The following is a 26,045-nucleotide window of genomic DNA, read 5'->3' on the forward strand; positions in this document are numbered from 1 at the left end:
CTTCTTCATTATAACGTCACACCTGATTTAAAAATGGCGAGTTCTCTGAAGTCATTTTTTTCATGGTTCACAAGCTGGCCGCTTGCCACCTCAATCATATAGTGGATAAACTCCCGCAGCACATATTCCTCATGAACATCATCCTCCGCTAAAAGACCTGCGTTGAAATCAATCCAATGCGGCTTCGCCTCGTACAGCTGGGTGTTTGTCGCGACCTTCACCGTCGGGACAAAGGTGCCGAACGGCGTGCCTCTTCCCGTTGTAAACAGGACAATTTGGCAGCCGGCCGCTGCCAATGCGGAGGACGCGATCAAGTCATTTCCAGGCGCGCTCAAAAGCGTCAGCCCTTTTGTCTTGAGCACTTCGCCGTATTTCAAGACATCCGCGACAGGAGAAATCCCCGCTTTTTGCGTGCAGCCCAGCGATTTATCCTCAAGCGTAGAGATGCCGCCCGCTTTGTTGCCCGGTGAAGGGTTTTCGTACACCGGCTGATCGTGTTTTATAAAATATTGTTTGAAATCATTGATTAAATGGACAATCTTATGAAATACTTCTTCATTGGCAGCCCTCTGCATCAGGATGGTTTCCGCACCAAACATCTCCGGGACCTCCGTCAGCACCGTGCTCCCTCCCTGTGCGATGATATAATCTGAAAAACGGCCAAGCAGCGGGTTTGCCGTTATGCCGGAAAAACCGTCCGAACCTCCGCATTTCAGCCCGATTTTCAGTTCGGACAGCGGAATGTCTTCTCGTCTATCCCCTTTAGCGGCTTCATGAATTTCCTTCAGCAAAGCAACGCCTGCCTCCATTTCGTCGGTCACCGACTGCGATTCAAGAAACTTCACCCGATTCAGATTCACATCCTGCAGCGCTTCTTTCATTCCCGCAAGCTCGTTGTTTTCACAGCCAAGCCCTAACACCAAGACACCGCCGGCATTTGGATGGCTAATGGCATTCAGCAGGATTTGCTTCGTATTTTCGTGATCATCGCCAAGCTGCGAGCATCCGTATTGGTGTTTTAACACGAGTATGTTATCAAATGGAGCGATATCCCCGGTTTCTCTGACAAAACGCTGGAGCATTTTTTCAGCTATCCCATTGACGCAGCCGACAGTCGGCACAATCCACAATTCATTGCGTACACCTGCATCTCCATTTTCTCTTCTAAATCCTTTAAACGTCCGGTTCTCTTTTGAGTACGGATTTTCATCAAACCTCGGTGTATAGCTGTATGTTTGGATCTCAGACAGATTTGTTTTCGTATTATGGACATGAATATGCTCTCCGATCGATATATCTTGTGATGCATGCCCGATTGGAAACCCGTATTTGATGATGCTGTCGTTTTCTTTGATAGGCTGCAGCGCGATCTTGTGGCCTCTTTTTATATCATCCTTCACTTCAATCGATACGCCTTCCGGATTCAGCCGCTCCCCCTTCTGGATATCCCGCAGAGCAAGAAGGACATTATCTTGTTTATGAATCTTGATAAATGACTTCATCGCACTTCTCCCCTTTGTGTGCAGCAGTGTTCAAGAGCCCGCTGCATGCCCAGCTCATGAATATGATTCAAGTAATCAGCGACTCTCTCAGTCAGCATTGGTATCACGTTGAGGTCTGTTCCCCACAGCCGCTGTTCGCCTAACACTTTTGAGGCGATACGAAGCATGTCTCCGTTCTCCTGATCCCAAATCTCTTTGAAAAATTGAAGAACAGCCGGATCATCCTGCAATTTGTCGTTTCCCTGATAAAAATAAAGCAGAGCGCTGAATGAAAACACCAAGCGTTCAGGAAGCTGTCCCTTCTGTTCAGCATATTCCTGAATGGTCGGCAGGTTTCTCGTTTTGAATTTGGAAACGGAGTTCAATGCAATGCTTTCTAGGTAATGCTTCATATACGGGTTTTTGAAACGGTTCAGCACATCGACAGCATATTGAGAAAGTCCTTCCATTTTTAAAACAGGAAGAATGTCATCCCCGATCAGCTCTCTCATAAACCGCCCCACTTCCGGGTGCTCGACAGCATCCCGTACCGTTTTCAAGCCGTATAATAAAGCAACTGGCGTCATTGCCGTATGTGCGCCATTTAAAATTCTCACTTTTTTAATCCTATAAGGGGTTAGGTCACTGACAATCTTTGTATGGAGCCCGGCAGCCGCAAAGGGCAGTTCTTCCCCAATCCAATCCGGCCCCTCGATGACCCATAAATAATACTGTTCTCCCACAACAATCAAATCATCTTGATAGCCCAGATCAGCTGTGATCTCATCAATGCTGTCGACAGGAAAACCCGGGACAATGCGGTCTACTAAACTATTGCAAAACGTGTTGGCCTCATGAATCCACTGTGTAAACCCTTCTTCCAGCTTCCATAGATCCGCATAATGAAGAATCGTTTCCTTCAGTTTTTCTCCGTTATTCTCAATCAGTTCACATGGGATCAAAACACACCCTTTTGTCTGATCTCCTTTAAAAGCCTGATAGCGAAAGTAGAGAAATGCAGTTAATTTCCCAGGGAATGTTTTTTGTGGTCTATCCTTTAACCGATCTGTTTCATCACATACGATACCGGCTTCAGTTGTATTGGAGATGATAAACCGAAGCTCTTCGCTTGAAGCCAATTCTTTGTATGCTTCATAATCAGAAAACAAATCAATTCCCCGGCTGATTGAATTGATAATCATATGCTCGTTTACCGCATCTCCGTCTTTCATTCCCTGTAAAAAAAGCGTGTATAAACCATCTTGATCATTTAATCTTTTAATTTTTTCTGACCCTCTCGGCTGGACAACTGCGACACTCCCACTAAAATCAGTGTGTTGATTCAATAAATCAATCTGCCAATCGACAAACCCTCGAAGAAAGTTCCCTTCTCCAAATTGGAGAATTTTTTCCGGGTACTGAGTATAGTGATCATACACGTCTTTATTCAGTTTCTGCACCTTCATTGCCTCCCTCTCTCATTCATGCACACGTTAACATTTTTCAGTATAAAGAATGCCCGCCGAAAAACGAGGGCATCACGTGGTCCATTGTCTAACAGAATCACGCACCATGAATTCTGTATTTTCCAAGATTTTTTCTGCTTTTGTTTCCGGCTCACTGATCAGCGACAACAGTTTTTGTGCGCCAAGCACGCTGATTTTCTCAACCGGACGCTTCACTGTCGAAAGCCTTGGCGTAATGTATTGCGAAAACCCAATATCATCAAATCCGATTACGGAAATATCGTCAGGAACACGCAGGCCCTTTGCGAATATCGCATTCATCGCTCCGATTGCCATATCATCATTCGAACAAAAGACAGCGGTTGGAGGATTCGGCAGCGCCAGCAACCGTTCCATCGCTTGAAAGCCGCTTTCCATATCGTATTGCCCTTTGACACTGTATTCATGTTTGATCGGTATATGATGATGAATCAATGCGGCTAAGTAGCCCTCCTTTCGCTGCTGGGAGGATTTAAAGCCTTCGATCCCCTCGATGATGGCGATGTCTTGATGTCCGTTCTTAATGAAGGATTCTACAGCTTCCTGAGAGCCTTCCTTGTCATTAGACAAAATATTCGTGATGCCTCGATCATCAATATCGCGATTCAGCACGACGAGCGGGATGTTTTTTTCCCGAATATGATAAATAAAAGAATTATCAATGTCACTTTGGCTCATTAAAATGATGCCGTCATATCTCATCGGCGTAACAGAGTCATAGTTTTTTAGATCATCAATGCCGCGTACATACAGATTGTAATTCTCACTAATGGCTCGATTGACGCCTTTGATTGTATCAGCAAAGAAGCTGTGTGAGGTTCCATTTGTGATGCTTGTAAAGAAAAGCCCGATTGTATGTGACTTTTGCATCGCCAAGCTTTTCGCGTTTACATTCGGCGTATAGTTGAGCTGTGCTGCGAGCTCCAGTATTTTTTTCTTCGTATGTTCTTTGATGTAAGGGCTGTTGTTGAGTGCTCTGGAAACGGTTGTGTGGGATACGTTTGCGAGTTTTGCGATATCTTTTATGGTTACCATCTAATTCCCTTCCTTATTCATACCGGCTACGATATTTACTGTATATTGTATCATCAAACATACCGTCTCTCCCACTATATTTCCAGATTAATAAGACACCGGATTCTCAGCTTCTGTTCCTGCCAGTTTTCCGATGATCGGACGGACAAAACGAATAACAGCAAGTGAAGCGAAGACCGCCAGCCCTCCGGCAAGCAAAAATGCTCCAGAAAACGTGCCCGTTTGGTCAACGATAAAACCGGTTAAAGCCGGGCCGATAATTCCTGCCGTGTTGGCGAGGAAATGCATGAAGCCGCCTACAGAACCGACATTGTTTTGATCGACCACATCTTGAATGACAGCCCAATAGATCGCGCCGGTCAAATAGAGAAAGAACACTGATAAAGCGACAAGTGTGACAGCGCCCGCAGTAGTTGTCACAATCCCTGCCAAACCAATCAGGATCGCTGATGAAAACAAACATGATACAAGCACAACCTTGCGCGAGAACAGCACACCTTTTCGGGCTGTTTTTTTATACACATAGTCAGAAACAAATCCCCCCGCTGCAAGGCCGATGAAGCCTAAAATCCACGGAATGACCGTAATCACACTCATCGATTCAACACTTAACCCCCGCTCTTCGACAAGGTAGCTCGGAAACCACGTCAAAAAGAAGAAGAGGATGTAGTTGTAAGCGAAAAAAGCAAATGCTGTGAACAGGACTGTTTTTTGCTTCAGGTAAAAAATAAGCGGAATGTTTTCACGGGGAGACGTTTCTATTTTGATCGCGGGGGCATCTCCCATCGCCGCTGGCGGCTTTTCTTTGACGAACTTGAGCCAAAGCACTGCCCATAATAATCCAATGATCATAATGAGAACGAAGGATACCTTCCAGCTGAACGCGATTGCGATCATGCCGACGATCGGTCCGGAAATGGCTCCCCCGAGCGGCGTTCCGCTATTGGTCACCCCGATAACGGACGCCCGTTGTGTCGGCGGGAACCAGTTATTCACCATCTTGTTGATGGTCGCAGACAGCGGACCTTCTCCCATTCCAAAGAGGATGCGTATCATCAGCAGGCTGACAAAACCAAAGGCGAGGGCGACTGCGCCGCTGAACAGCGACCAAACGACCATGGCGACAAACAAAGTCAGCTTCGCCCCATAGCGGTCAGACGCCACTCCCCCAAGAAAGTTGAAAATGGCGTAACCAACCGAAAAACTGCTGAAAATCAAGCCCATTTGCGTGGCAGACAATGTGAGATCATCCTGAATAAAAGGTGCGGCAATAGAAAGCGCCGAGCGATCCAGATAATTAATCACTCCTGCCAGGAACAAAAAAAGGATAATGGGAAGCTTATCTTTTGAGAACATCTCAACCTCACCCCTATGTTGGTTCAGTTTCTGTTGCGCTGATTCGCTACACGCCTGAATAAGCCATAAATCCTCCATCGACAGGGACGGTAATTCCGGTGACAAAACCGGAATAGGATTCATCCGCCAGCCAAAGAAGCGTGCCGAGCAGGTCTTCCGGTTTTCCAAAGCGCTTCATCGGTGTTCCCGCAATAATGTTGTTAGATCGGCTGGTGAATGTTCCATCTTGATTGATCAGCAGATCATGATTTTGTTTCGTCAGAAAGAATCCAGGGGCAATCGCATTGACCCGCAGTCCGGTCTCGGCAAAATGAACGGCCATCCACATCGTAAAATTATTGATGGATGCTTTGGCGGCACTGTATGCCGGAACCTTCGTCATCGGTGAATAAGCACTCATGGAAGAAAGGTTGATAATCGCAGGTGAATCAGCCTTCAGCAGCTCTTTTCCAAACACTTGAGAGGCCAGAAACGCACCGGTGAAGTTGGTGGAGAATACAGTTAAAAAGCCCCCCTCATCCAGATCAAAAAAGGATTGGCCTTCTCCCGCTTCTTCATACGTCTCCACATCGGTTATCGCTGCAGGATGATTGCCGCCAGCCCCGTTTATTAGCAGATCGACAGAGCCAAACCGGCCGAGGATATCCTCCTTTGCCTGCACCAGTGACCCCCTGTCCAGCACATCCGCAGAAACAGAGCATGCTGTGCCGCCAGCAGCCGCAATCTTATCCACGACCGCTTGGCCTTTTTCAGCCGTCCGGTTCAATATCGCTACCTTCATGCCTTGTCTGGCAAGCTCCCGGGCCATCGCTGAGCAAAGCACGCCGCTCCCGCCAGTGATGACAGCCGTTTTACCAGCCAGGTTCTCATGCAGCGGAATCATGCTTCCACCTCTTTTTTCGCCATTGCTTCATATGCGTCCCATAGCCCGTTCAAATACATAATGCCAAGGGCCCGATCGTACAAGCCATAACCCGGGCGGCATTGCTCACCCCAAAGATGGCGCCCATGATCTGGTCTCACATATCCTTCGTAATCCTGCTTATGCAGTTCTTCCATTACGCCTTGAAGGTTGATCGAACCATCATTTGTCAGATGAGAGGTTTCAATAAAATCGCCATTCTCGTAAATTTTCACATTGCGAATATGTGAAAAGGGGGCGATGCCGGCATACGTTTTAGCGATTTCCATCATGTCATTAGCGGGATTGGCTCCCATTGAACCTGTACAAAAGGTGATGCCATTAGACGGTGAATCTGATATCGCTCTTAGTCTCTTATAACTTGCCTCCCCTGTGATTATGCGCGGCAGTCCGAAAATCGGCCATGGCGGGTCATCCGGATGAATAGCCATTTGAACACCGTGACTTTCTGCAACCGGAAGAATTTCTTCCAAAAAGAATGATAAATTGTCCCATAGCTGTTCTTCATCGACCGTTCTGTATGCTGCAAACAGCTCTTTGATCCGGGCTAATTTTTCCGGCTCCCACCCCGGCAGTGTCATGTCAGATGCTTGCTCCACCGTCCGAATCAGCTCTTGGGGCTCAAGGCTCTCCACCTTGGCCTTTTCAAAAAACAAAGCGGTTGATCCATCTTCCAGCGGGCGGAACATGTCCGTGCGTGTCCAGTCAAACACCGGCATGAAATTATAGCAAATCACTTTCACGCCAAATTCGGCAAGATTGCGGATTGTTTGTTTGTAGTTTTCAATATACCGGCCGCGTTCTTCATTACCGAGTTTAATCGCTTCATGAACATTCACGCTTTCTACAACTTCAGCATGAAAACCATAGGATTGAATATATTCGGTCTCGGCTCTAATTTCATCTTTTTCCCACACATCGCCGACAGGTTTTTGATGGAGAGCCCAGACGATGCCTTTGACTCCGGGAATTTGCTTCACGTGTTCAAGTGTGACTGTATCGTTGCCTCGTCCATACCATCGAAATGTCATATTCATGTGCACACCTCCGGATTCAGTCGATTAATCAAACGTGATGACGGCTTTCCGCACTTGATCTGGTTGCTCCTTGATAAGCTGAAATGCGTGATGGACGTCATCTACTGAAAATGTATGCGTTATCAACCCATTATGCGTTAACCGTCCTTTATTCAAAAGCTCTACCACTTTCGGAAACTGATTGGTCTGCAATCTCGATCCGGTTATCGTGACTTCTTTTTTGGTTATCGGCAGCTGAGAAATTTGTGCCGCTCTTTCATCAAATCCAAGGACAACCACATGCCCCGCCGGAGAAACGGCCTCAACTGAAAGCTCAAAAGTCGCCGGCAGACAAACCGCATCAATGACCACATTGGCTCCTTCATTCCCAGTCCATTCCCGGACCCGCTCAGCAACATGTTCTGTTTGTGCATTTACGACAGCATCGGCACCGTTTTCTTTCGCAAATGCCAGCCGTTCGCTGTTCAAGTCAGTCATCAAGACGGCAGCGCCCGCAAGCTTTGCCATTTTTAACACACAGATCCCGATGGGCCCCGCTCCCTGGATCAGAACGGTGTCTCCTTTTTCCACCTGGCCTCTCCACACTGCCTGGGCACCTATCGTATAAGGCTCGGCCATGACCGCTTCCTCCCAAGGCAAGTCCTTTGAGACTGCGTGAAGCTGTCTTTCCGGAAGCACAACATATTCCCGCATGCCGCCGTCCACATGTACGCCGAACACAGAAAGCTTTGCGCAGACATTCGGGCGCCCTTTGCGGCAGGCATAACACGTCCCGCAATAAGAAATCGGCTCAATCACAACGTGGTCACCGGTTTTTAGGCTCTGCACATTCGCGCCAACTTCCTCCACTTGCCCCGTTACCTCGTGTCCGATGACTCTCGGGAGGGTGGCGAGCGGATTCGTGCCATGATAAATGTGCATGTCTGAGCCGCAAATCCCGGCTCGCTTGACTTTCACGAGCACTTCATCATCCTTTGATAGAACCGGCTTCTTCATCTCCGCTGTCACCAGATCATACGCCTTTCGCACTTGAACCGCTTTCATTTTTCTCACCTGCTTTTTAAGAATTCATACACGCTCCGAGCGATTGATATTCCGTGCACCTTATTTCTTTCTTCATGCAGCTGCTCGATCTCGCCGGGTACATACACTCTCTCGACTCCAGCAGCCGGCGGTGACTGCTGCAATTCATTGAGCATGGCATCCATCTGCTCTAAAAACGTATCATGGTCTGTAAAAAAGGACGGATTGATCGCGCAAACGTAATGCCCCAGCTTTCTTTTTTGCTCAAGCCCGCTGTACATTTTGGCTATATGAGGGCCAAAAGCCGCGCCCGCCAGCAATCCGGAAAACACATCCACTATTATAGATAGCCCATAGCCTTTCGGGCCGCCGAATGTTGAAAGAGAGGCGACCTTGTAGGGATCGGTTACTGCTTCTCCGTTTTCATCGACTCCCCATCCCTCAGGAATGGCTTCGCCCTCTTCACGGGCCTGCAAAATCTTCCCAAAGGCCACTTTGGAGGTCGCCATATCTAGGATAAACGGTTTTTTATGCTTAGCAGGGACACCGTAAGCAATCGGATTTGTCCCTAAAAATGGAGACCTCCCTCCAAAAGGGACAACGATACTGTCCGTATGCGTCATTGCCATACCGATCAGCTTTTCGTCAGCCGCTTTTTGCACAAAATAGCTTAGCGCTCCGCAATGGCTGCTGTTTACAGCCGTCACCATGCCGACTCCGTTTTTCTTCGCCATGTCCATTGCACGGTCCATCGCCATATCACAAATCACATGGCCGAATCCGTCATCACCATCAAGTATCCCGGTCACAGGCCCGGTTTCTTTAAAAATAGGATGTGCTTCGGGGCTGACCCCTCCCGCCCTTAGCCTGTTTACATAGTGTTCTGTTCGCAACACACCATGTGAGTGCACATTGCGTAAATCGGCGTGTACGAGGACATCTGCCACTTTTTCTGCGTCTCGTTCATTCAAATGGGCACAGGCCAGCTTTTGCCGAACAAGTTTCTTTGCTTCTTCAGCTGATATCGTTACCGTGTTCAATCACATGCCTCCTTCCTCTTTCATTCTTTGGGCACTCTCAATAGAAAACCCTTACAAATATATTTATTTATGGATTATTTTAAATATTCTTTACTTTATTTTGTCAGCTCTTTTGATGAAGATCCTGAACAATCTGTGCATGCTGCTGGTCTGTGAGTTTATAGAGAAAGCCGATAATGATCATCGCTAATGCCAAAGCTATAGCCGGATACAGAAGCAGCAGCGCTTTGATGCCGATCAGCGCCTGTGCTGACTGGACAGCATTCGGCACATAGCCGATAATTCCCAAACCGATGCCCGAGAGAAAACCCGACAATGACTGAGCAAGCTTTCTGGAGAAGTTAAAAAGTGAATATGTCGTTGCTTCTTTCCGTTCACCGGATTTCCATTCGCCATAGTCAATAATATCGGAGACAAGCGCCCACGTGATGCCATTTGGGATACTGATTCCGATAAAGGCGATGCTGGCGAGAATCGTAAACATATAAACGTTTGATGGAAGCATAAAGTTGATCAGATCCGCGGCCACACTGATGCCGAAGCCGATCATTGCCGTTCGTTTCTTACCAAATATCTTGACGAGCTTTGGCAGGAATACGACGCCCAAAAAGGAAGAACCGATAATTATAAAATTCATATATGCCATCAGTTCAACATTGCCCAGATTATATTGTGCGAAATAGATGAGCATGGCGGATTTAATGTTGTATGCGGAAATTGAAAAAATCGTCATCAGGACCAGGGTTAAGAGCGGTTTGTTTGTGATAAATGTTTTGACGATAGATGAGAGTGTTAATTTTTCTTTTGGCGCCTCCGATATGACAATGCGCTCTTTGCAGTTGCGGTAGCAAATATAAAACCAAAGCACACCGAGTGCGGCGAATAAGCCCATGACCACCGGGTAGCCGACCTTCGGATTATCAAACTTGACGAGCAGCGGCATCACAGCCACACTTGTGATAAACAAGGCTCCAAGCGATCCGATTTGGCGGAAAGTCGAAATGGAGGTCCGATCCTCAGAATTTTGAGTCATCGCTGCTCCTAATGAGCCGTACGGAATGTTCACAAACGAATAGCCGATGCCCCAAATCATATATGATGCATATGCATAAATCAGTTTTCCAGTCGTTGATACATTGGGAGACAGAAAAATAAGAACAGTAAGCAGCGCAAGCACGATGCTGCCGATTAATAGATAAGGCCTGAATTTACCCCGTTTGCCGATATGTTTGCGATAATCAATTGATGAGCCGACAATCGGATCGGTTATCGCCGCAAACAGCTTGCTGACTAAAAAAATGCCGCCGGCCATCGCAGCCGGGATTCCCGCTACATCAGTAAAGTACTTCAATAAATAAATCTGGCCGAGATCAAACATAAAACCGTTGCCAAAATCACCAAATCCATAGGAAATTTTCTCTTTCAACGAAAGCCTTTTCTCCGTTTCAATCGACACAACCTTATTTGCCAGTTCAGTTCGCATCTTCCACCTCTGTATCATAAAAATTTTCGGGTAGTGGTCCGCTCAGGATGACACATGATTGTGATGCTGAGCGGACATTGGGTTACACGTTTGCTTTCTCTTCTTGAAATTGAAAGTAGTGTTTCGCATTGTCATAGCAAATTCCCTGAACAATGCTTCCCAAAAGCTTCATATCATGCGGCACTTCACCGTTTTCCACCCATTCACCGATCAAGTTGCAGACGATCCGCCTGAAATATTCGTGGCGCGTATAGGAAAGAAAGCTTCTGGAATCTGTGAGCATGCCGATAAAACGGCTGAAAAGGCCGACATTTGACAACGCTTTCATTTGATCGAGCATCCCGTCTTTTGTGTCGTTAAACCACCAGGCTGTACCGAATTGTATTTTCCCAGGGGTGATGCCGTCCTGAAAACTGTTGATCATGCTGGCGATAACATAGTTATCGTTTGGATTAAGTGAATATAAAATCGTTTTAGGCAGCTGGTTCTTTATTTCAACTGAGTTCAGCAGCTTATACAAAGGCTTAGCGATTAATTCATCATTCATAGAATCATAGCCTGTGTCGGGTCCGAGCCTCTTCATCATTTTAGTATTCGTGTTTCTTAAAGCGTTGATATGAAACTGCATTGCCCAATCGAGCTCCGCATACAAACCGCAAAGAAACTGAAGCGTATACGTCTTAAATTTTTTCTCATCTTCATAAGAAACCTCTGCCCCTTGTAATCTGTCAGAAAAAATCCGCCCCGCTTCCTCTTTTGTCGTTTCGGCAAATACCATCGAATCTATCGCGTGATCAGACACTCTTCCGCCGGCTGAGTGGAAGTATCGCACTCGTTTTTCCAGCGCCTTTAGAAACTCATCGTAGGTTGTAATCGATATGGCTGCGGCATCTTCAAGCGCCTTCACCCAATCAGGAAAGCCTTCACGATTGATCTCAAGTCCCTTATCCGGCCGAAATCCCGGCAGTACGCTGACAGGAAAATCTTTGTCTTCTTTTAATAATAGATGGTATTCAAGAGAATCGACAGGATCATCAGTTGTGCAAACGACCTTTACATTTGATTTCACGATCAAATCCCTTGCCCCGAAGCCCTCTCCTTGGAGCAGTTCATTCGTCCGTTTCCATATAGCCGGCGCGGATTGCTCATTAAAAATCTCATAAATCCCAAAAAAGCGCTGCAGTTCTAAGTGAGTCCAATTGTAGAGCGGATTGCCGATCGCCATCGGCACAGTTTTCGCCCAAGCCGTAAATTTCTCCTCATCAGACGCATCGCCGGTAATGTATGTCTCATCAATTCCATTGGCTCTCATGACGCGCCATTTGTAATGGTCTCCATACAGCCAGGCTTCCGTGATGTTTTGAAATGTCTTATTTTCATAGATTTCTTTCGGGCTTAAGTGGCAGTGGTAATCAATAATCGGCATGTCTTTCGCATAATTGTGATAGAGGCTGACAGCGGTTTCATTTTTCAGCAAAAAATTGTCGCCCATAAAGGGTTCCATGTCCTCACCGTCTTTCATTCGATTTCAAAATGTTAACGTGAACATTTTGATTTAGCTTTATTTTACCTTTATATTCCTCTGCGATCAATCTCTTTTTTGAAAATGAAATGTTAACGTTATCAAACAAGTAAAAAAAAGACATCGCCGGAAAACACTCCGTGAGGAACGCTTCCTGCAATGTCGATTCTATAAGAAAAGATTAGTAAGCCAGACTGAAAAGTCCTTTAATATGTGTTAAGTAGCGTACGTTACTTGCTTCTTTCATCAAGGAAGCAGGAAGACCTTTAAGCGGTGTAGAATTTTCACCAATGATGGCAACCGCGTCTTTGCGTCCAAGGCTTGCAAGTGTACCAGAGTTTACTGGATTGAATGTTTCAAGCGTTTTGCCTTCTAAGTAAGCGAATAGGTTGTAACCGATCAGCTCACCCATTTGCCATGCGATTTGTGCAGTCGGCGGGTATGGACGGCCGTCTGGAGCGAAGTAAACTGCGCTGTCTCCGGCAACGAATACATCTTCATGAGATGCAGATTGCAGGAAGTCATTTACTGTAGCGCGTCCGCGGTTCACTTCAAGACCTGATTCACCGACTAATGGGTTGCCTTGTACGCCGCCAGTCCAAACAAATGTGTTGGCAACAACTTTAGATCCGTCTTTCAGATCAATCACGTTACCTTCCACATTTGTAACAGGAAGACCTGTTAAGAACTCAACGCCGCGTTTTTCAAGGCTCGCAGTCGCGCGTTCGATCAGATCATCCGGTAGAACAGGAAGGATTTTCGGACCTGCTTCAACCAGTTTCAATTTGATTTCTTTATGGTCTACGCCGTATTTTTTCGTAAGGTTCGGCATGATGTCAGCAAGCTCACCGACAAGCTCAACACCTGTTAAGCCGCCTCCGCCGATAAGGATTGTTGCATCAGCTTCGTTTTTCGTTTGAGCGTACTCGCGCACACGATCTTCAACATGCTGGAAGACTTTGTTCGCATCGGCAGCAGATTTCAATACCATGCTGTTTTCTTCAAGACCCGGGATGCCGAAGTAAGCTGTTACAGAACCAAGGCCTACAACAAGCGCATCGTAAGATAATGCAGAACCGTCAGCAAGCGCTACTTCTTTTTTATCAACAGAGAAAGAGCTTACTTCCGCAATTTTAAGGTCAATGTCTTTACCTTTGAAAAGTTTTTCTAATGGCATTGCAATCGCTTTTTCAGACACGTTGCCTGCTGCAAGACGGTGTAATTCCGTAATGATTTGGTGAGTTGGGTATTTGTTTACCACTGTCACTTTTGCTTGTTCTTTAGTGTAATGTTTGCGAACTGTTAGAGCAGAAAGAACTCCGCCATAACCAGCGCCTAGAATGACAATATGTTTTGACATCGTATATCCTCCGTCCTTTATATCAATTTGAATCTGAGATTATTTTTGGTTTTCGCGTTCGTTCATGACTTCAAGGTAGCTGTTAGCAAAACGGAACAGCTTTTGAGCTTGAGGATCTTTCAGCATGCGTAACAGGCCGAATAGACCAATCGTTTCGCTGCTTGCATCAGCGCGGTCTTTCGCTTCGATTGCAGTCGCAGCCACTTCTTTCGCTGTTTCTTTTACAGGCTCAAGCATTTCAGTGATCGCACCGACAGTGTCGCTTTTTAACACTTCGTCAGTTGCTACAGACTGAGCGAAATCATAAGACTTCGTTAAAATATTCACTAACTCAGTCAGTTTTGGAAGCTGGTCAACTAAAACAGTCAGTGATTCTTGAACTTCTGGCTTTAACAGCTGATCAATAAGATCTTGCTGGCTTTGGCTGACAGACGCATTTGTTTGATCGATTGTTTCTGGCATATCCAATTCTCCTTTACTATAAGCAGTTTGCAGATTTTTTTGGAAAGGGTAGTGCCTCTCCCTGATCTCATACTTGAAAGCATAAGAATAAGGATTGTGAATTCATGCACAATCATTTACAAAAATAAATGTTTACTACCCAGTTTTTCATCTTGCCATATTCAGTATTATTTTTATCTCAAAAATAAACAATTGAATAAGTCAAAAATCCTTTACTCTCTCTGAAAATAGCAAACACAAAAAACTCCAATTCGATTACCTTCTATATGATAACACTTTTTGAACAAAATTTGAACGTGAATTGCTTCGATTATGAAATTAATTTAGATGGAGCCCGTGTCATAACGTTTCTGCGGCACTAGTTATTGACAATCCGCCAATTTTCTCCCCTTCACTTTACCCATATTTTTAAAAGAGGCGCTCTTTTTCCTGTGATCGGGTCATTCTCCGGCAATGACACCTGCTTGATCTGTTCCATCGCTTCCTCTCTTTCACTTGGCTCTCCCGTCTTCATATCATACTGAACGCCTCCCGGATAAGCGCCAATGACGGTAAAATCGGAGCTCGCGCTTCGCTTTTTATGGCCGACTCCGGCTGGAATCACGACTGCGTCGCCCGATTTGATAGGAATGGCGGCCCCTTTTTCTCCCCCAAATTGAATCACAGCCTCTCCCCGGACTGCAATCAGGACTTCATGCGTATTGCTGTGATAGTGATGGTATGGAAAAACACTCCCTGACCAGCTGTTCGACCAGCCATGCCGGTTGACAATCCGCTCTGCCCAACCGGTGTCCTTGAGTGCGTTTTGATACACAATAAGCGGAAAATCAGGGTGATTCGGAATCCTGCCGTCATCCTGAAAGAAATACGTCTTTGTCTCTGCTTCCATCAATGCCACCTCCATTTTTTGTCTTCCACACATAGCGGTTTGTAAAACATGTTTATTTTCTCACGACTCCATTGATCTGGGCGATACCGAATAGTATAGTATAAAAAATAATGCCAGAATGAGGGATATCATGAAAGCAATCTTTATCGGAATATTGGCTTCACTCTTTTTCGCCGTTACCTTTATTTTAAACAGAGCGATGGAATTATCCGGAGGCAGCTGGCTTTGGAGCTCTTCGCTGCGCTTTATTTTTATGGTGCCGTTTTTATGTTTGATTGTCATCATAAGAGGGACATTCGCCCCTCTCTTACAAGAGATGCGGAAAAAGCCGTTTTTTTGGATCAAATGGAGCTTTATCGGCTTCGTGCTTTTTTACGCGCCGATCACATTTGCGGCTGCATACGGTCCCGGGTGGCTTGTAGCCGGCACTTGGCAAATCACCATTGTAGCCGGTGTGCTCCTATCTCCACTTTTTTATGTCAAAAAAGAGTTGCAGGGAGGCCCGCAGCTCGTTCGGCAAAAGATTCCCCTTGTTTCACTTGGCACGTCCGTGATCATTCTGATCGGAGCGGCGCTCATTCAGCTTCAGCATGCAGAATCGCTTTCTGGGAAGACACTGCTTTTCAGTGTGCTGCCGGTTGTCATTGCGGCTTTTGCCTATCCGTTAGGGAACCGGAGGATGCTCGAGGAATACGGAGGCCGGCTTGATACATTTCAGCGTGTGCTGGGAATGACCTTGGCCAGCCTTCCGTTCTGGCTGATCATAGCAGCTTACGGCTGGTGGTCAGACGGACTTCCGACAGCGGGGCAAACCGTTCAATCCTTCAGCGTGGCCGTCAGCTCAGGCATCATTGCGACCGTTTTATTTTTCTGGGCCACTGATATGGTAAGAGACAATCCGCAAAAGCTCGCAGCAGTTGAAGCAACTCAATCCGGTGAAGTGATTTTCGCGCTGCTTGGTGAAATTGTTCTGCTGTCAGGCGTTTTCCCATCCCTATTATCATTTGCCGGTTTATTCATTATTATGGCGGGGATGGTATTGCACACCTTTGCTTCACAACCGGGAAAACTGAAAAAGAAAACACAGTCAAATCTGACCGCGTAGCATCTGCCGGAGAATGGGTGAAAACCTGTTCTCTTTTATTATTGCTACCAAAAGATATCTGTTTCACGTTATATTTACATATAGTATCAGCCTACTTTACTGAAAGGTGATTATTGTAATGGAAGCAAACAATCAAACACAAAACAACCCAGCCATCTCCTTCAGATCAGTTAGAAAAAGCTATGAACAAGATGGACAAATCTATGATGTGTTGCAAGATGTCACCGGAGACATTCAACAGGGCGCAATCGCGGCCGTTTTAGGCCCTTCCGGTTCAGGCAAAAGCACCCTCCTGTCCATGTGCAATTTAATGAGAACGCCTGATAGCGGCGAAGTAAAAATATACGGAAAGGAAGTCAGGCATTGGAATGTCAATGAGCTGAGGCGAACGGCAGCCCTCGCGTTTCAATCTGCCCCCGTCCTCGATGGGACAGTGCGCGATAATCTAAGTCTGGTCCAAAGGCTGCATCAATCCCAGCTGTACTCCCCTGAAGAGCTCGCTTCTCTTACAGGGCTCCCGCCAGAGCTGTTAGACAGAAGCGCCAAGGATTTATCGGGCGGGCAGCGGCAACGGCTGTCACTAGCCAGAACGCTCACTAATCCTTCCTCTATTCTATTGCTGGACGAAATCACATCGGCCTTGGATCCGGTTTCTGCTCTTGAGATTGAAGAACTGATCAAACGTCAGCATCAAAAGAAAAAATGGACAGTCATGTGGGTGACTCATAATATGGAGCAAGCAAAACGAGTTGCCGATACCATTTGGTTTATGGCGGATGGCCGGCTTCTTGAAATCGCAGCAGCCGAAACCTTTTTCTCCGATCCGCAGCATGAAGCAGCCAAAGAATTTTTGAAGGGAGGCACCCGGTAATGGATTACCTTTCCCTCTCTTTAACGATGATCTTTGTTTTGATCGCCTTGTTTTTATCAAAATCCTTTAAAGCCGGCGTTGAAAAAGACATGATCATCGCCACGATCCGGGCCGCGGTACAGCTGCTTGTCATCGGTTATGTACTGTCGCTGATTTTCCGCGGAGACCACCCTGTATTTATTTTGCTGATGGTGCTGTTAATGCTGGTAGTGGCGGCGCAAAATGTCATCAAACGAAAGAAAAATACAGTTGGTTCGTTTTGGAGAGTGTTCGCAGCGTTAGCGATTGTAGAAATTGTGACGCAGGGAATTTTGCTGTCTCTTCACATCATTCCGCTTACTGCCCGATATGTCATTCCGATCAGCGGGATGGTCATCGGAAATTCGATGGTGCTCGCAAGTCTGTTTTTAAACCGGCTTAGCTCAGAAATCGGCGTTCGCAAAGAAGAGATACAATTGATACTGTCTCTTGGAGGCACACCGAAGCAATCCATACAGCGTATTCTTACTTCAGCGATGAAAATGAGTATGATCCCGACGCTGGAAAGCCAAAAAACGCTGGGGCTTGTTCAGCTTCCAGGCATGATGACCGGCCAGATACTAGCCGGCGCGGACCCGATTCAGGCGGTACGCTTTCAGCTGCTGATCGTGTTCACAACGATGGCGTCAGCCGCACTGACATGTGTGATCTTAAGTGTGCTGACATACCCGTCATTATTCACAGCGCATCAGCAGCTGAAGGAGAACGGGTTTACTGATTCTGCTTGACAGAGAATATTTATACATCACAATCATTCCATAAAAAGATCAGCCCTTCCCGAAAAGGAAAGGGCTGACCATTATTTCACACCTAAAAAAGCAGTTGGATTCAAATAGCAAATCTCGTCAGCGATGTTTTGATTCAAATCAAACCCGTTTGCTTCAGCAGCTTTTTTTACCTCTGTCAAATATTCCGTATATGCCTCAGTCACTGTCCCATTCTTCAACTGACCGAAATCCGTTGATACGCATATGCGATCTGTTCCCCATGTTTTCAGCACTTTAACTAAATCCTCGTGCCGATCGTAACCGATTTTGCTCATTAAAACGGCAAATTCAACATAGACGTTTTTTGAAGAAGACAGCATGTCGATGACCTCAGCCATTGTAAAATTCGTACACTGGTAAAACGGGTGCGTAATCATCAGCTTACATTTTTGTTTTTCTGTTTCTTCAATCAGCATATACACTTCTTCTTTTGAGGAGTGGCCTGTCGCTAATGGAATGTTAAACGCCGATGCTGTTTGAATGACTTCCTTTGTTTCTTGGCGCAGTTTTCCGTTTTCGCTGACCCTTTCATATTTCACTGTATGTTCAGCTAAAACCGGGTGAGATGTTGTTTGTTTTGTTTTTGGTTTGTTTGACGGTATGGTCAGAGTGGGAAACCAAATCATCATTGAAGAATGATCCGGGCCGTTTGCAGCAATCGCTGCTTCAACCACCGCTCGGTTGATACCGCCGTTATACTGGTTCAATGTAATAGACCCAAAGAGCGGAAGACCCATCTCCCGGGCCGCATGCGCAAGCGGCGTTGTGGCCATCAAATGGCTTTTCATAACGGCTGCACCATTGTTCGCTTTTAATTCTTCACCCAGATTAAAAATCGTATATCTTCTATTGTACGTATCAGGCCATGCGTGTACATGAAGATCTAAAAAACGCTCAAGCTTCATTTGGCTGTCACTTCATTCTCCCAAGGGCGATGATAGTTATACATTTCACGCGCTTCTTTTAAATGTATGCCTCGAGAAACGGCTTCTTTGATTTTCTCTTCCGTTTCTTCAATGGCTCTGGAACGCTTGATGACTTCTTCGGCAACGTCTTGGGGAATGGCGATCACTCCATTTTGGTCCGCGCGAACAAAATCGTTCGGCTGAATGACCGTGCCGCTGATCGTGACGGGCACCTGATGGGCTGTTTTTTTCGTTCGGCCTTTTCCCGTTTTCATATAGACAGATTTACTGAACATGGCGTACTCCGTTTCTCGAATATAATCAATATCACGGCAAGCACCATCTATTACAGTGCCCGCGATTTTCTTTTGAATAGCCAGTTGGGTTAAAATGTTGCCCCACACTGTGCAGTCCGTACGGCCGTTATTGGCAAGAATGACAACTGAATCCTCGTCAGCCGCATCAATGAAATCGGCTGCTTTGGCAACTTGCTGTTCCTCTTCGTTCGGGTCTCTGTATTCCACTGTAAACGCTGTTCCGCAAATATTTGCAGACGTGTTTCTCGGTACGATACCGCATAATCCGCCATCTATATGTAAACTGTCCAATGCGTCAGAAATCGTCGGCGTATCAAACGATTTCAATTCTTTTATGATTTGTTGATTATCCACTTATTTGGTCCTCCTAGCAGTTTTGAATGATGGCATTTGCCGTTTCTTTTGTGCTTGCGATACCGCCTAAATCGTACGTTAGCGTTTTTCCTTCTTTTAACACTTTATTGACAGCGGTTTTGATCCGCATGCTTTCTTCCATATATCCGCAATGCTCAAGCAAAAGAGAAATGGTTAAAAATTGAGCCATCGGATTCACTTTCATTTTACCGGCATGTTTTGGGGCTGAGCCGTGTACCGGTTCAAAATAAGCATTCTCGTACCCGAAGTTTGAACTCGGTGCAAGGCCTAAGCCGCCCATGATTCCTGCCCCGAGATCGGAGAGGATGTCGCCGAATTGATTTTCACTGACAATGACGCCGAAATGTCCCGGATCTTTCACCATCCACATCGCTGTCGCATCAACGTTTTGGACCTCCCAATCCACTTCTGGGTAGTCCTTCGCCACTTCTTCTAAAATGGTTAACGCAAACTGACCGGACTGTCTCATCACATTTGGCTTATCTGACCACGTCACTCGTTGGTAGTTGTATTTTTTAGCCCATTCAAAGGCAAACTTCAACAACCGCCTTAAGCCATTTTTCGTAATCAGCCGAATTGCGGCGCCGCCATCATCTTCCCCGTCAAGCTGCCAATTATTTAGTCCGTTCTTGTTTGCCTGAATAAAATCAAACAGGTCTTTGGGAATAGGCGAAAAGTCGAGCCCTGCATAAAGTCCCTCTGTATTTTCGCGAATAACGGTCATTCTAAACTTTTTAGATTGCTGATGGTCTAAACTGTAAGCCGGACGCACATTCGCGAACAAATTTAATTTTTGTCGCAGCTGAATGACAGGCGAGACATACTTCAGGTTTTGATCTTGTAATGACGGATCTAATTCTTTTAAGCCCTGAGCGTGAGGTTTGCTGGTGATTGCGCCTAATAGTGTCACATCACTTGTTTCAATTAAATCCCACGTTCTTTGCGGAACTGGGTCACCTTCTTTTTTCCAAAACTCCCATCCGATATCACCGAACTTTAAATCAATATCGACACCTAATCGATCAAATACCGGTAAACTGCATTCGATAACCTCAGGACCGATTCCATCTCCTGGTAAAACCGCTGCTGTTATTTTTGCCATATGTTTTTACACCTCTGCTCCAAAATGTGAATCAATAAATTTTTCGATTACTTGTTTGACTTCGTCTGGTTTTTCACCAAACATGCGCATACCGCTGTTTTGGATAAAATGAATGTTCGCCTGCGGCATATATTTTTCGAAGTATTCGGACTCTTCTTTCCCTAATAATATCGATTCTTCTCCGAAAATGATTTGAATCGGCGACTTCATCTGATCATGATATGTTTTGCCGTTATGGTTTATAATGGCTTGCACACCGGCTTTCATTTTGGCAACCGCAATCGCCTCATCTTCTATGTCTGTTGTCTCCAATCGGAATATCGGCAGCTCGCTTTCTTTTACGACCCATGGCACTAGACCCGCTTGAAGCCCTTTGACGCCAAATTTGTCGCAAAGCATATACCATGTGGAAAAGACAGCCTTTAATTTTTTATTTGGATAAAGCATGGTGGACACCAATAAAATAGGAGTGTCTGCATATTCATTAAACGTGCTTAAATACTGAGCCATCATCCCACCGAGTGAAAAGCCCCAAATCATATAAGGTGTAATGTTGTTCTTTTCGACATATTCATGTGCCCACTGTGCCAGTTCAGGGACGGTAAATGAATCTTTTTCATTATTTTCTTGAATCAGTTTTTCCGGGACATCTAGAATGATAAATGTATAGTCGTCAATGTACGGCGCAAGTGACACCATCCATTCTTCCCGGCTTAATGCGTCTGCGTCCATTCTTGGCAAAACCAAAATCACTCTGTCTCCGGTTCCTAGCTCTAGTTTCCAGCTGCGTTTTACATTTTCTTTGTTCATCATCATACTCACCCTACTTGACTCAGCTCGGTGCTTCGTAGCGCAAATTCCGCACGATGAACCAACGTCTGCTTTTCTAAAATGACTAATAGATCCAATAATTTAAGACCGCTTGATTGTGCCATTCTATCGAGCTTGTCCAGTACATCTAAATTCAAATTATGCAGTCCCGACAAAATCCCTTCCTCTTTGTCATAGAAGGAATTCTCTGATGTATCATTGATGAACAGGGAGTAGGCTTGTCTTGATAACTGGATTAATTCACAAATGTCATATTTTTTGCTGAGGTCTAAGCGATTGAGTATCGCTGCAAATGTCTCGATGCACAGGTTCCCCGGTCCTTTCCCAAAACCGTATAAACTTCCGTCAATGAACTGGACACCGCATTGGATCGCATCAATCGCATTTGCCGAAGCAAGGCCCAAATTGTCATGAGGATGAAAACCGAGTTCTACAGATGAATGTTCTTTCAGCTTGGTAAATAAAGAGGACACAGCGGGTGGCATCATGGCTCCGTTAGAATCAGCCAAGTAAATGTAATCGGCTCCCGCCTCTATAACTTTTTCTGTAAATACGATGATATCTTGGATATTCGCGTGACTTGCTCTGATTAAGTTTGCGCTGACATGAATCCGGTGTGCTTTCAATTCTTTGATAACCGGCAGGCTGGCATCCGTTTTCGCAAGAGGAATGCATAAACGGACCATACCGACTGAAGGATGCTTCATCCGTTCGAGAAATTCTTCTTTATATTGTGCCGGATGCAGCATGAGCACCAATTGTGAGCTTGACCCCGCACCTATCGCGCAAGCCATTTCTTCTATGTATTCAATCGGACAGCAGCTTTGCAGATTCATCCCTTCGTTCGAAGACACATATCCGATTTCGATAAAATCAACATTCGCTTTTGAAAGTCCGCTGACGACTTGACGGGCAGCATCTAAATTGATCTTCGCCCCTTCAACATGAACTGATTCTCTTAACGTGACATCCATTAATTTTATACTCATCTTAAAACCCCTTTTTGTTTGGATTTGATGTTATACCGCTTCTTTTTTGCTTGTCCTCACCGCAGGCATCACAGAACGCCGTCTCTGATAAATATTATTTAACACAATCGCACCGATCGTTAAGAAGGCTCCGCCCGCTTCAACAGGCGACATTTTATAGCCTGTGATAATGGAAATCATAAACGACACAATCGGAACCAAGTTCATAAACAAAGAACCGTTGATCGGTGTCAGTATCTTATTGCCGATATTCCATGCAAACACACCGATAACACCTGCAAAAATACTCATGTACATCATTTCCCATTTGATCTCCATGACTTGATTGACAGCAGGCACTTCTACTTTTCCCAAGATTACGAATATTGAAATAACAACTATAGACGTAACATTTCCGAAAATACAGCTCAACGCTGTGTAACGCAAGGATGACCAATCCGGAAAGCTGCTTCCTCCAATCGTATAAAGAACCCACGCTAACACGCTGATTGACATTAAAATAATAGGAACTGCCTGTTTATTGCTGTCCGCAAAGAAAGCAATATCTCCCTTTGTCACAACCAGCAATACGCCGATGAAAGACACGCCAACCAAAAGCAATGTAACATTCGCCGGTCTGTTCTTTTTGTAAACCCATAAAACAAGCAGTGACACCATCGGGATCAATGCCATTAATATAGAGCCTAAAATAGCCCCGTTATCACCTGCCATCTTTTGCCCTAAAAACACAAGAAAATTATAAGCGCAGAATGCCATACTCCCATAAAACCAAATCGGAACCAGTTTCCCTTCCGTCTTAAAACTTTTAGCTCCCTCTGTAAAAAACAGAATGATAGATAGTACGACTGCCACAATCAGATAACGTATCAGTGTAAAAAAGAATGGATCAATATGTTTCAGAGCTCTTCCAGCTACAGGCCATTGCGCTCCAAAACAAATACCTGCAATCAGGCAAAAAAGCACGCCTTTTTTAAAATGGGATGTTGTCATGTTCTTGCTCTCTCCTTTTATTGAAATACTCCCAATTTTCTCCTTTCCGTAAGATATTTCCTAATATACACAGGAGGGTAATATTTGTAAACTATTATTTTCAAAAAATTTTTATTTTTATTAATTTTGAATTAACAACTTTCGACTTACGAAAAAATATATTAAAACCCTAATAAATCAAGGTTTTACGTATCATGGAAACGTGCACATCTCTCCTTATTATTTTTCAAAAAAAATGAATTCTTTTATTTTTTGGAGATTTTAAACAAAAAACAAAGAAAATATTGCAAGCAGAATGTAACCCATATAGAATGTTAAAGTGACATAAGGTATTTAGAAAATTTTGAAAGGTCGTTTTATCAAATGCAAAAATTATATTTTTCCAGCTATATCAGTTCACAAAAACCTGAAACCATTGTCAATAAGCAAAACGCCTGTCCTTTTTGTGACCGCGATAACCTTACCGGCATTTTAGAAACTGACGGGGATATGATTTGGCTCGAAAATAAATACCCCACCATCCAAGATACGTACCAGACGCTGATTGTGGAGACAGGCCAGTGCAACGAAGATATAACGACTTACAGCAATAAAAAAATGAGAAAACTGATACGGTTTAGTTTAGAAAAATTGATACATATGGAAAAAGATCCTCAATACAAAAGCGTTATATTGTATAAAAACCATGGCCCGCTTTCAGGCGGCAGTATAAAACACGCCCATATGCAGATTGTCGGATTGAAACATGCGGATTATATGGAATCGCTCTCATATGAGAATTTTCTAGGGATCAAGATTGCAGAGAATCCGAATCAAGCTGAATTCAATCTGTCGAGCGATCCGATTATGGGTTTTACTGAAATGAACGTCATCATAAGTGACTCGCTGGAGCATACAGACCTAATGGCTGATTACATTCAAACAGCTGTTACATATTTGACCCAAGATTTCAGCTATAAATGTACAAGCTATAATTTATTTTTCTATCATACAAATCATCATATCATCTGCAAAATCGTACCGAGATTCGTCGTTTCCCCTTTCTTCGTCGGCTATAAAATCCCGCAAGTCTCGGTAGATGAGCGATTACATGAAATAAAAGAAGAATTGCAGAAAAAACTGAATACCCCGATGAAAGAAAACAATGTGCTATCGAAAACGAATGCTTCGAAGTTTGACAGTATAAAAGGCAACTGAGAGGTTTAAACGTGCAGGGGGCTTCAATAATGAGCAAATATAAAAAGTATTGTTGGAGGCAACTCACAATTTAAAATCATCCTTTTAGCAAGACACAGTCATTTTTGAGCATGTTTGAAAACCCTTGAAGTCTAGGAATAACGAGCATCGAAGCACAGCGAATGTTGGAATTCGTGAGCACCGAAACGCAGGCTTGACAACGTATGAGAGGGTTTGTCGACACGCTGAAAGCCGCTTCCCTTTTGGAAAGCGGCTTTTGTATTGGTTATTCTTTTTCTTCATAATACTTAGACAGCTCGATAATCATCGCGCCCATCCGCTCAATCTCCGGAGCAAGCAGTCTCGTGATGCCTTCTTCCCGCAGTGCTTCAGCAGTCACTTTTCCGACAGCCGCAGCGATGGCGCGCTCTTCGAATACGGCCTTCAATTCATTGATATAGCCGCGCTCCTTGGCAAAGTCAAACAGGGAACGAACCTGAATTGCAGTTGTAAAACAAACGGCGTCGATCTCACCGTTCATCAGCTCCCGGCATAACTGCTCCACTGTTTCCTCCTCAGGCGGGATGTGCTGATAAGGCAGAACCGGCAGGACAGACGCGCCCTTTTCTTCAAGAAATGCCATGAGGGCCGGCGCGTTTTCTCCATGAAGCTGCACCATAACTGTTTTTCCTGAAAAGTCGTAAGGCGCCAAGGACCGGATTAAACCCTTTGTTGTCCCATCTTCGTCAGAAGCTTCCGGTGTGATCCCAAGCTTTTTCAGCACAGACAGCGTTTTGTATCCCCGGCATGCCGCTTTGGCCTGGCGAATCGCCTGCAGAAACTCCTCTTTCATACCAATTTTCTCTGCCATATCGACAAGAGTCTCTGTGCCAATACCTGTCGTGAAAATGAACCAGTCAGCTTTTTCCTCCGCAAACGCCCGCAAATCCGGCTCCACCTGCTTCTCAGCTAAATAAACCGTTCCTTGGAGAGGCCGGATGACAGAAGTTCCGCCCTGTTTTTCAATGATTGTGCTGATTTCTTCCGTTTTTCGGGAGCCCCCGATCGCCACGCGTTTTCCATGTAACCCTTTTCCCATACCCGTTTCCTCTCCTCTTTGCATAGTTTTTTTATATATACGAGCTTAATAAAGCTATTGTGGCGCAAACCAAGGGAGAAATCAAGATAAACCCAAGCCTCTAAAATCCATTTGAATACACCTGAAGCTTGCTGTAATATAAACAGCAGACACGTTTGCTAACGGAGGATCGACATGGAAACAAAAAATGAAGAATATGAAACAAAAGGCTACGATACATCGATCGTTTACGAATTCAATGAATACCCGGACGTCCGCAGCGGGCGCTGTGACAATTGTGATTACACACTGTTCAAAAGCTCTGTAAAAGGCGGAAAATTTCTAAGAGAATGCCGGAGATGTGGGTTGAAAAAAAATATCTAAA

25 protein-coding genes are annotated in these 26,045 nt (G+C 45.0%); 5 read left to right on the forward strand and 20 right to left on the reverse strand.

What is annotated here, in order from left to right:
- Positions 1–8: 8 nt before the first annotated feature.
- The 13 genes from ACY3LV_RS11830 to ACY3LV_RS11890 all read right to left on the reverse strand — a co-directional run bounded on the left by ACY3LV_RS11830 (position 9) and on the right by ACY3LV_RS11890 (position 15,115).
- A complete protein-coding gene (locus tag ACY3LV_RS11830) occupies positions 9–1,502 on the reverse strand; it encodes a UxaA family hydrolase (RefSeq protein ID WP_464863837.1) in 1,494 nt (497 codons plus the stop codon).
- Positions 1,499–2,941: a tagaturonate reductase gene (locus tag ACY3LV_RS11835; RefSeq protein WP_464863838.1), complete on the reverse strand. Its 1,443-nt coding sequence runs from the start codon at positions 2,939–2,941 to the stop codon at positions 1,499–1,501. Before ACY3LV_RS11835 ends, ACY3LV_RS11830 begins: the two co-directional genes overlap by 4 nt.
- Before the next feature lie 78 nt (positions 2,942–3,019).
- On the reverse strand, positions 3,020–4,021 hold the full coding sequence (locus ACY3LV_RS11840; protein ID WP_464863839.1) for a LacI family DNA-binding transcriptional regulator: 1,002 nt from the start codon (positions 4,019–4,021) through the stop codon (positions 3,020–3,022).
- An 87-nt stretch (positions 4,022–4,108) separates the two neighbouring features.
- Complete coding sequence (locus ACY3LV_RS11845) at positions 4,109–5,377, reverse strand: MFS transporter (protein WP_464863840.1); 1,269 nt, start codon at positions 5,375–5,377, stop codon at positions 4,109–4,111.
- A gap of 46 nt (positions 5,378–5,423) precedes the next feature.
- Positions 5,424–6,260, reverse strand: a complete 837-nt coding sequence (locus ACY3LV_RS11850) for an SDR family oxidoreductase (RefSeq protein WP_333560612.1) — start codon at positions 6,258–6,260, stop codon at positions 5,424–5,426.
- On the reverse strand, positions 6,257–7,336 hold the full coding sequence (gene uxuA / locus ACY3LV_RS11855) for a mannonate dehydratase (RefSeq protein WP_464863841.1): 1,080 nt from the start codon (positions 7,334–7,336) through the stop codon (positions 6,257–6,259). Before uxuA ends, ACY3LV_RS11850 begins: the two co-directional genes overlap by 4 nt.
- A 24-nt stretch (positions 7,337–7,360) precedes the next feature.
- Positions 7,361–8,380, reverse strand: a complete 1,020-nt coding sequence (locus ACY3LV_RS11860) for a zinc-binding alcohol dehydrogenase family protein (RefSeq protein WP_464863842.1) — start codon at positions 8,378–8,380, stop codon at positions 7,361–7,363.
- Between the two features lie 5 nt (positions 8,381–8,385).
- A complete protein-coding gene (gene allD / locus ACY3LV_RS11865) occupies positions 8,386–9,399 on the reverse strand; it encodes an ureidoglycolate dehydrogenase (protein ID WP_464863843.1) in 1,014 nt (337 codons plus the stop codon).
- A gap of 103 nt (positions 9,400–9,502) precedes the next feature.
- Positions 9,503–10,882 (reverse strand): MFS transporter, encoded by a 1,380-nt coding sequence (locus tag ACY3LV_RS11870; protein ID WP_464863844.1) that lies wholly within the window; start codon positions 10,880–10,882, stop codon positions 9,503–9,505.
- Between the two features lie 82 nt (positions 10,883–10,964).
- Complete coding sequence (uxaC, locus tag ACY3LV_RS11875; protein WP_464863845.1) at positions 10,965–12,386, reverse strand: glucuronate isomerase; 1,422 nt, start codon at positions 12,384–12,386, stop codon at positions 10,965–10,967.
- Positions 12,387–12,585: 199 nt separating this feature from the next.
- Positions 12,586–13,764, reverse strand: coding sequence for an NAD(P)/FAD-dependent oxidoreductase (locus ACY3LV_RS11880; RefSeq protein WP_148963877.1), 1,179 nt, complete (start codon positions 13,762–13,764; stop codon positions 12,586–12,588).
- A 39-nt stretch (positions 13,765–13,803) separates the two neighbouring features.
- The gene (locus ACY3LV_RS11885; protein WP_148963878.1) at positions 13,804–14,226 is read right to left on the reverse strand and encodes a helical membrane plugin domain-containing protein; all 423 of its coding nucleotides are present in this window, start codon (positions 14,224–14,226) and stop codon (positions 13,804–13,806) included.
- 391 nt (positions 14,227–14,617) lie between these two features.
- On the reverse strand, positions 14,618–15,115 hold the full coding sequence (locus ACY3LV_RS11890) for a cupin domain-containing protein (RefSeq protein WP_464863846.1): 498 nt from the start codon (positions 15,113–15,115) through the stop codon (positions 14,618–14,620).
- Between the two features lie 130 nt (positions 15,116–15,245).
- Here ACY3LV_RS11890 and ACY3LV_RS11895 point away from each other — a divergent pair, with 130 nt between their 5' ends.
- The 3 genes from ACY3LV_RS11895 (at position 15,246) to ACY3LV_RS11905 (ending at position 17,858) form a co-directional block, all read left to right on the forward strand.
- Entirely contained in the window at positions 15,246–16,220 is a 975-nt protein-coding gene (locus tag ACY3LV_RS11895) for a DMT family transporter (RefSeq protein WP_464863847.1), read from the forward strand.
- A 118-nt stretch (positions 16,221–16,338) separates the two neighbouring features.
- Positions 16,339–17,091: an ABC transporter ATP-binding protein gene (locus tag ACY3LV_RS11900; RefSeq protein ID WP_464863848.1), complete on the forward strand. Its 753-nt coding sequence runs from the start codon at positions 16,339–16,341 to the stop codon at positions 17,089–17,091.
- Positions 17,091–17,858 carry an ABC transporter permease gene (locus tag ACY3LV_RS11905; protein ID WP_464863849.1) on the forward strand — a complete coding sequence of 256 codons (768 nt, stop codon included), beginning with the start codon at positions 17,091–17,093 and terminating at the stop codon, positions 17,856–17,858. Before ACY3LV_RS11900 ends, ACY3LV_RS11905 begins: the two co-directional genes overlap by 1 nt.
- Before the next feature lie 71 nt (positions 17,859–17,929).
- Here the strand turns inward: ACY3LV_RS11905 and ACY3LV_RS11910 are convergent, their stop codons facing one another.
- Genes ACY3LV_RS11910 through ACY3LV_RS11935 form a run of 6 tightly spaced genes read right to left on the reverse strand, consistent with a single transcriptional unit; the run spans position 17,930 to position 23,406 of the window.
- The gene (locus tag ACY3LV_RS11910) at positions 17,930–18,802 is read right to left on the reverse strand and encodes a DUF6282 family protein (protein WP_464863850.1); all 873 of its coding nucleotides are present in this window, start codon (positions 18,800–18,802) and stop codon (positions 17,930–17,932) included.
- Positions 18,799–19,473 carry an RraA family protein gene (locus ACY3LV_RS11915; protein ID WP_464863851.1) on the reverse strand — a complete coding sequence of 225 codons (675 nt, stop codon included), beginning with the start codon at positions 19,471–19,473 and terminating at the stop codon, positions 18,799–18,801. The genes ACY3LV_RS11910 and ACY3LV_RS11915 overlap by 4 nt, the downstream gene beginning before the upstream one ends.
- Before the next feature lie 13 nt (positions 19,474–19,486).
- On the reverse strand, positions 19,487–20,596 hold the full coding sequence (locus tag ACY3LV_RS11920; protein WP_333560622.1) for an isocitrate/isopropylmalate family dehydrogenase: 1,110 nt from the start codon (positions 20,594–20,596) through the stop codon (positions 19,487–19,489).
- Between the two features lie 6 nt (positions 20,597–20,602).
- Positions 20,603–21,409 (reverse strand): alpha/beta hydrolase, encoded by an 807-nt coding sequence (locus ACY3LV_RS11925; protein ID WP_333560623.1) that lies wholly within the window; start codon positions 21,407–21,409, stop codon positions 20,603–20,605.
- A 5-nt stretch (positions 21,410–21,414) separates the two neighbouring features.
- The gene (locus tag ACY3LV_RS11930) at positions 21,415–22,416 is read right to left on the reverse strand and encodes a beta/alpha barrel domain-containing protein (protein WP_464863852.1); all 1,002 of its coding nucleotides are present in this window, start codon (positions 22,414–22,416) and stop codon (positions 21,415–21,417) included.
- 30 nt (positions 22,417–22,446) lie between these two features.
- Positions 22,447–23,406: a DMT family transporter gene (locus tag ACY3LV_RS11935; RefSeq protein ID WP_333560625.1), complete on the reverse strand. Its 960-nt coding sequence runs from the start codon at positions 23,404–23,406 to the stop codon at positions 22,447–22,449.
- A 363-nt stretch (positions 23,407–23,769) separates the two neighbouring features.
- Here ACY3LV_RS11935 and ACY3LV_RS11940 point away from each other — a divergent pair, with 363 nt between their 5' ends.
- Entirely contained in the window at positions 23,770–24,603 is an 834-nt protein-coding gene (locus ACY3LV_RS11940) for a DUF4931 domain-containing protein (protein WP_333560626.1), read from the forward strand.
- Positions 24,604–24,868: 265 nt separating this feature from the next.
- Here ACY3LV_RS11940 and ACY3LV_RS11945 read toward each other — a convergent pair whose 3' ends face one another.
- Positions 24,869–25,681 carry a uroporphyrinogen-III synthase gene (locus tag ACY3LV_RS11945; RefSeq protein ID WP_464863853.1) on the reverse strand — a complete coding sequence of 271 codons (813 nt, stop codon included), beginning with the start codon at positions 25,679–25,681 and terminating at the stop codon, positions 24,869–24,871.
- 174 nt (positions 25,682–25,855) lie between these two features.
- Between ACY3LV_RS11945 and ACY3LV_RS11950 the strand changes: the two genes are divergently transcribed.
- Positions 25,856–26,044: a hypothetical protein gene (locus ACY3LV_RS11950; RefSeq protein ID WP_087990849.1), complete on the forward strand. Its 189-nt coding sequence runs from the start codon at positions 25,856–25,858 to the stop codon at positions 26,042–26,044.
- Position 26,045 lies beyond the last annotated feature (1 nt).

Source organism: Bacillus sp. 11C, assembly GCF_055486375.1.

Bases quoted from the DNA above. Each gene is read 5' to 3' on its own strand.
- ACY3LV_RS11940 (WP_333560626.1), top strand. From the start codon at position 23,770: ATGCAAAAATTATATTTTTCCAGCTATATCAGTTCACAAAAACCTGAA.
- ACY3LV_RS11840 (WP_464863839.1), bottom strand. From the start codon at position 4,021: ATGGTAACCATAAAAGATATCGCAAAACTCGCAAACGTATCCCACACA.
- ACY3LV_RS11895 (WP_464863847.1), top strand. From the start codon at position 15,246: ATGAAAGCAATCTTTATCGGAATATTGGCTTCACTCTTTTTCGCCGTT.
- ACY3LV_RS11925 (WP_333560623.1), bottom strand. From the start codon at position 21,409: ATGATGAACAAAGAAAATGTAAAACGCAGCTGGAAACTAGAGCTAGGA.
- ACY3LV_RS11935 (WP_333560625.1), bottom strand. From the start codon at position 23,406: ATGACAACATCCCATTTTAAAAAAGGCGTGCTTTTTTGCCTGATTGCA.
- ACY3LV_RS11890 (WP_464863846.1), bottom strand. From the start codon at position 15,115: ATGGAAGCAGAGACAAAGACGTATTTCTTTCAGGATGACGGCAGGATT.
- ACY3LV_RS11945 (WP_464863853.1), bottom strand. From the start codon at position 25,681: ATGGGAAAAGGGTTACATGGAAAACGCGTGGCGATCGGGGGCTCCCGA.
- uxuA (WP_464863841.1), bottom strand. From the start codon at position 7,336: ATGAATATGACATTTCGATGGTATGGACGAGGCAACGATACAGTCACA.
- ACY3LV_RS11885 (WP_148963878.1), bottom strand. From the start codon at position 14,226: ATGCCAGAAACAATCGATCAAACAAATGCGTCTGTCAGCCAAAGCCAG.
- ACY3LV_RS11880 (WP_148963877.1), bottom strand. From the start codon at position 13,764: ATGTCAAAACATATTGTCATTCTAGGCGCTGGTTATGGCGGAGTTCTT.
- ACY3LV_RS11830 (WP_464863837.1), bottom strand. From the start codon at position 1,502: ATGAAGTCATTTATCAAGATTCATAAACAAGATAATGTCCTTCTTGCT.
- ACY3LV_RS11870 (WP_464863844.1), bottom strand. From the start codon at position 10,882: ATGCGAACTGAACTGGCAAATAAGGTTGTGTCGATTGAAACGGAGAAA.
- ACY3LV_RS11850 (WP_333560612.1), bottom strand. From the start codon at position 6,260: ATGATTCCGCTGCATGAGAACCTGGCTGGTAAAACGGCTGTCATCACT.
- ACY3LV_RS11845 (WP_464863840.1), bottom strand. From the start codon at position 5,377: ATGTTCTCAAAAGATAAGCTTCCCATTATCCTTTTTTTGTTCCTGGCA.
- ACY3LV_RS11930 (WP_464863852.1), bottom strand. From the start codon at position 22,416: ATGAGTATAAAATTAATGGATGTCACGTTAAGAGAATCAGTTCATGTT.
- uxaC (WP_464863845.1), bottom strand. From the start codon at position 12,386: ATGGAACCCTTTATGGGCGACAATTTTTTGCTGAAAAATGAAACCGCT.
- ACY3LV_RS11900 (WP_464863848.1), top strand. From the start codon at position 16,339: ATGGAAGCAAACAATCAAACACAAAACAACCCAGCCATCTCCTTCAGA.
- ACY3LV_RS11905 (WP_464863849.1), top strand. From the start codon at position 17,091: ATGGATTACCTTTCCCTCTCTTTAACGATGATCTTTGTTTTGATCGCC.
- ACY3LV_RS11950 (WP_087990849.1), top strand. From the start codon at position 25,856: ATGGAAACAAAAAATGAAGAATATGAAACAAAAGGCTACGATACATCG.
- ACY3LV_RS11920 (WP_333560622.1), bottom strand. From the start codon at position 20,596: ATGGCAAAAATAACAGCAGCGGTTTTACCAGGAGATGGAATCGGTCCT.
- ACY3LV_RS11910 (WP_464863850.1), bottom strand. From the start codon at position 18,802: ATGAAGCTTGAGCGTTTTTTAGATCTTCATGTACACGCATGGCCTGAT.
- ACY3LV_RS11860 (WP_464863842.1), bottom strand. From the start codon at position 8,380: ATGAAAGCGGTTCAAGTGCGAAAGGCGTATGATCTGGTGACAGCGGAG.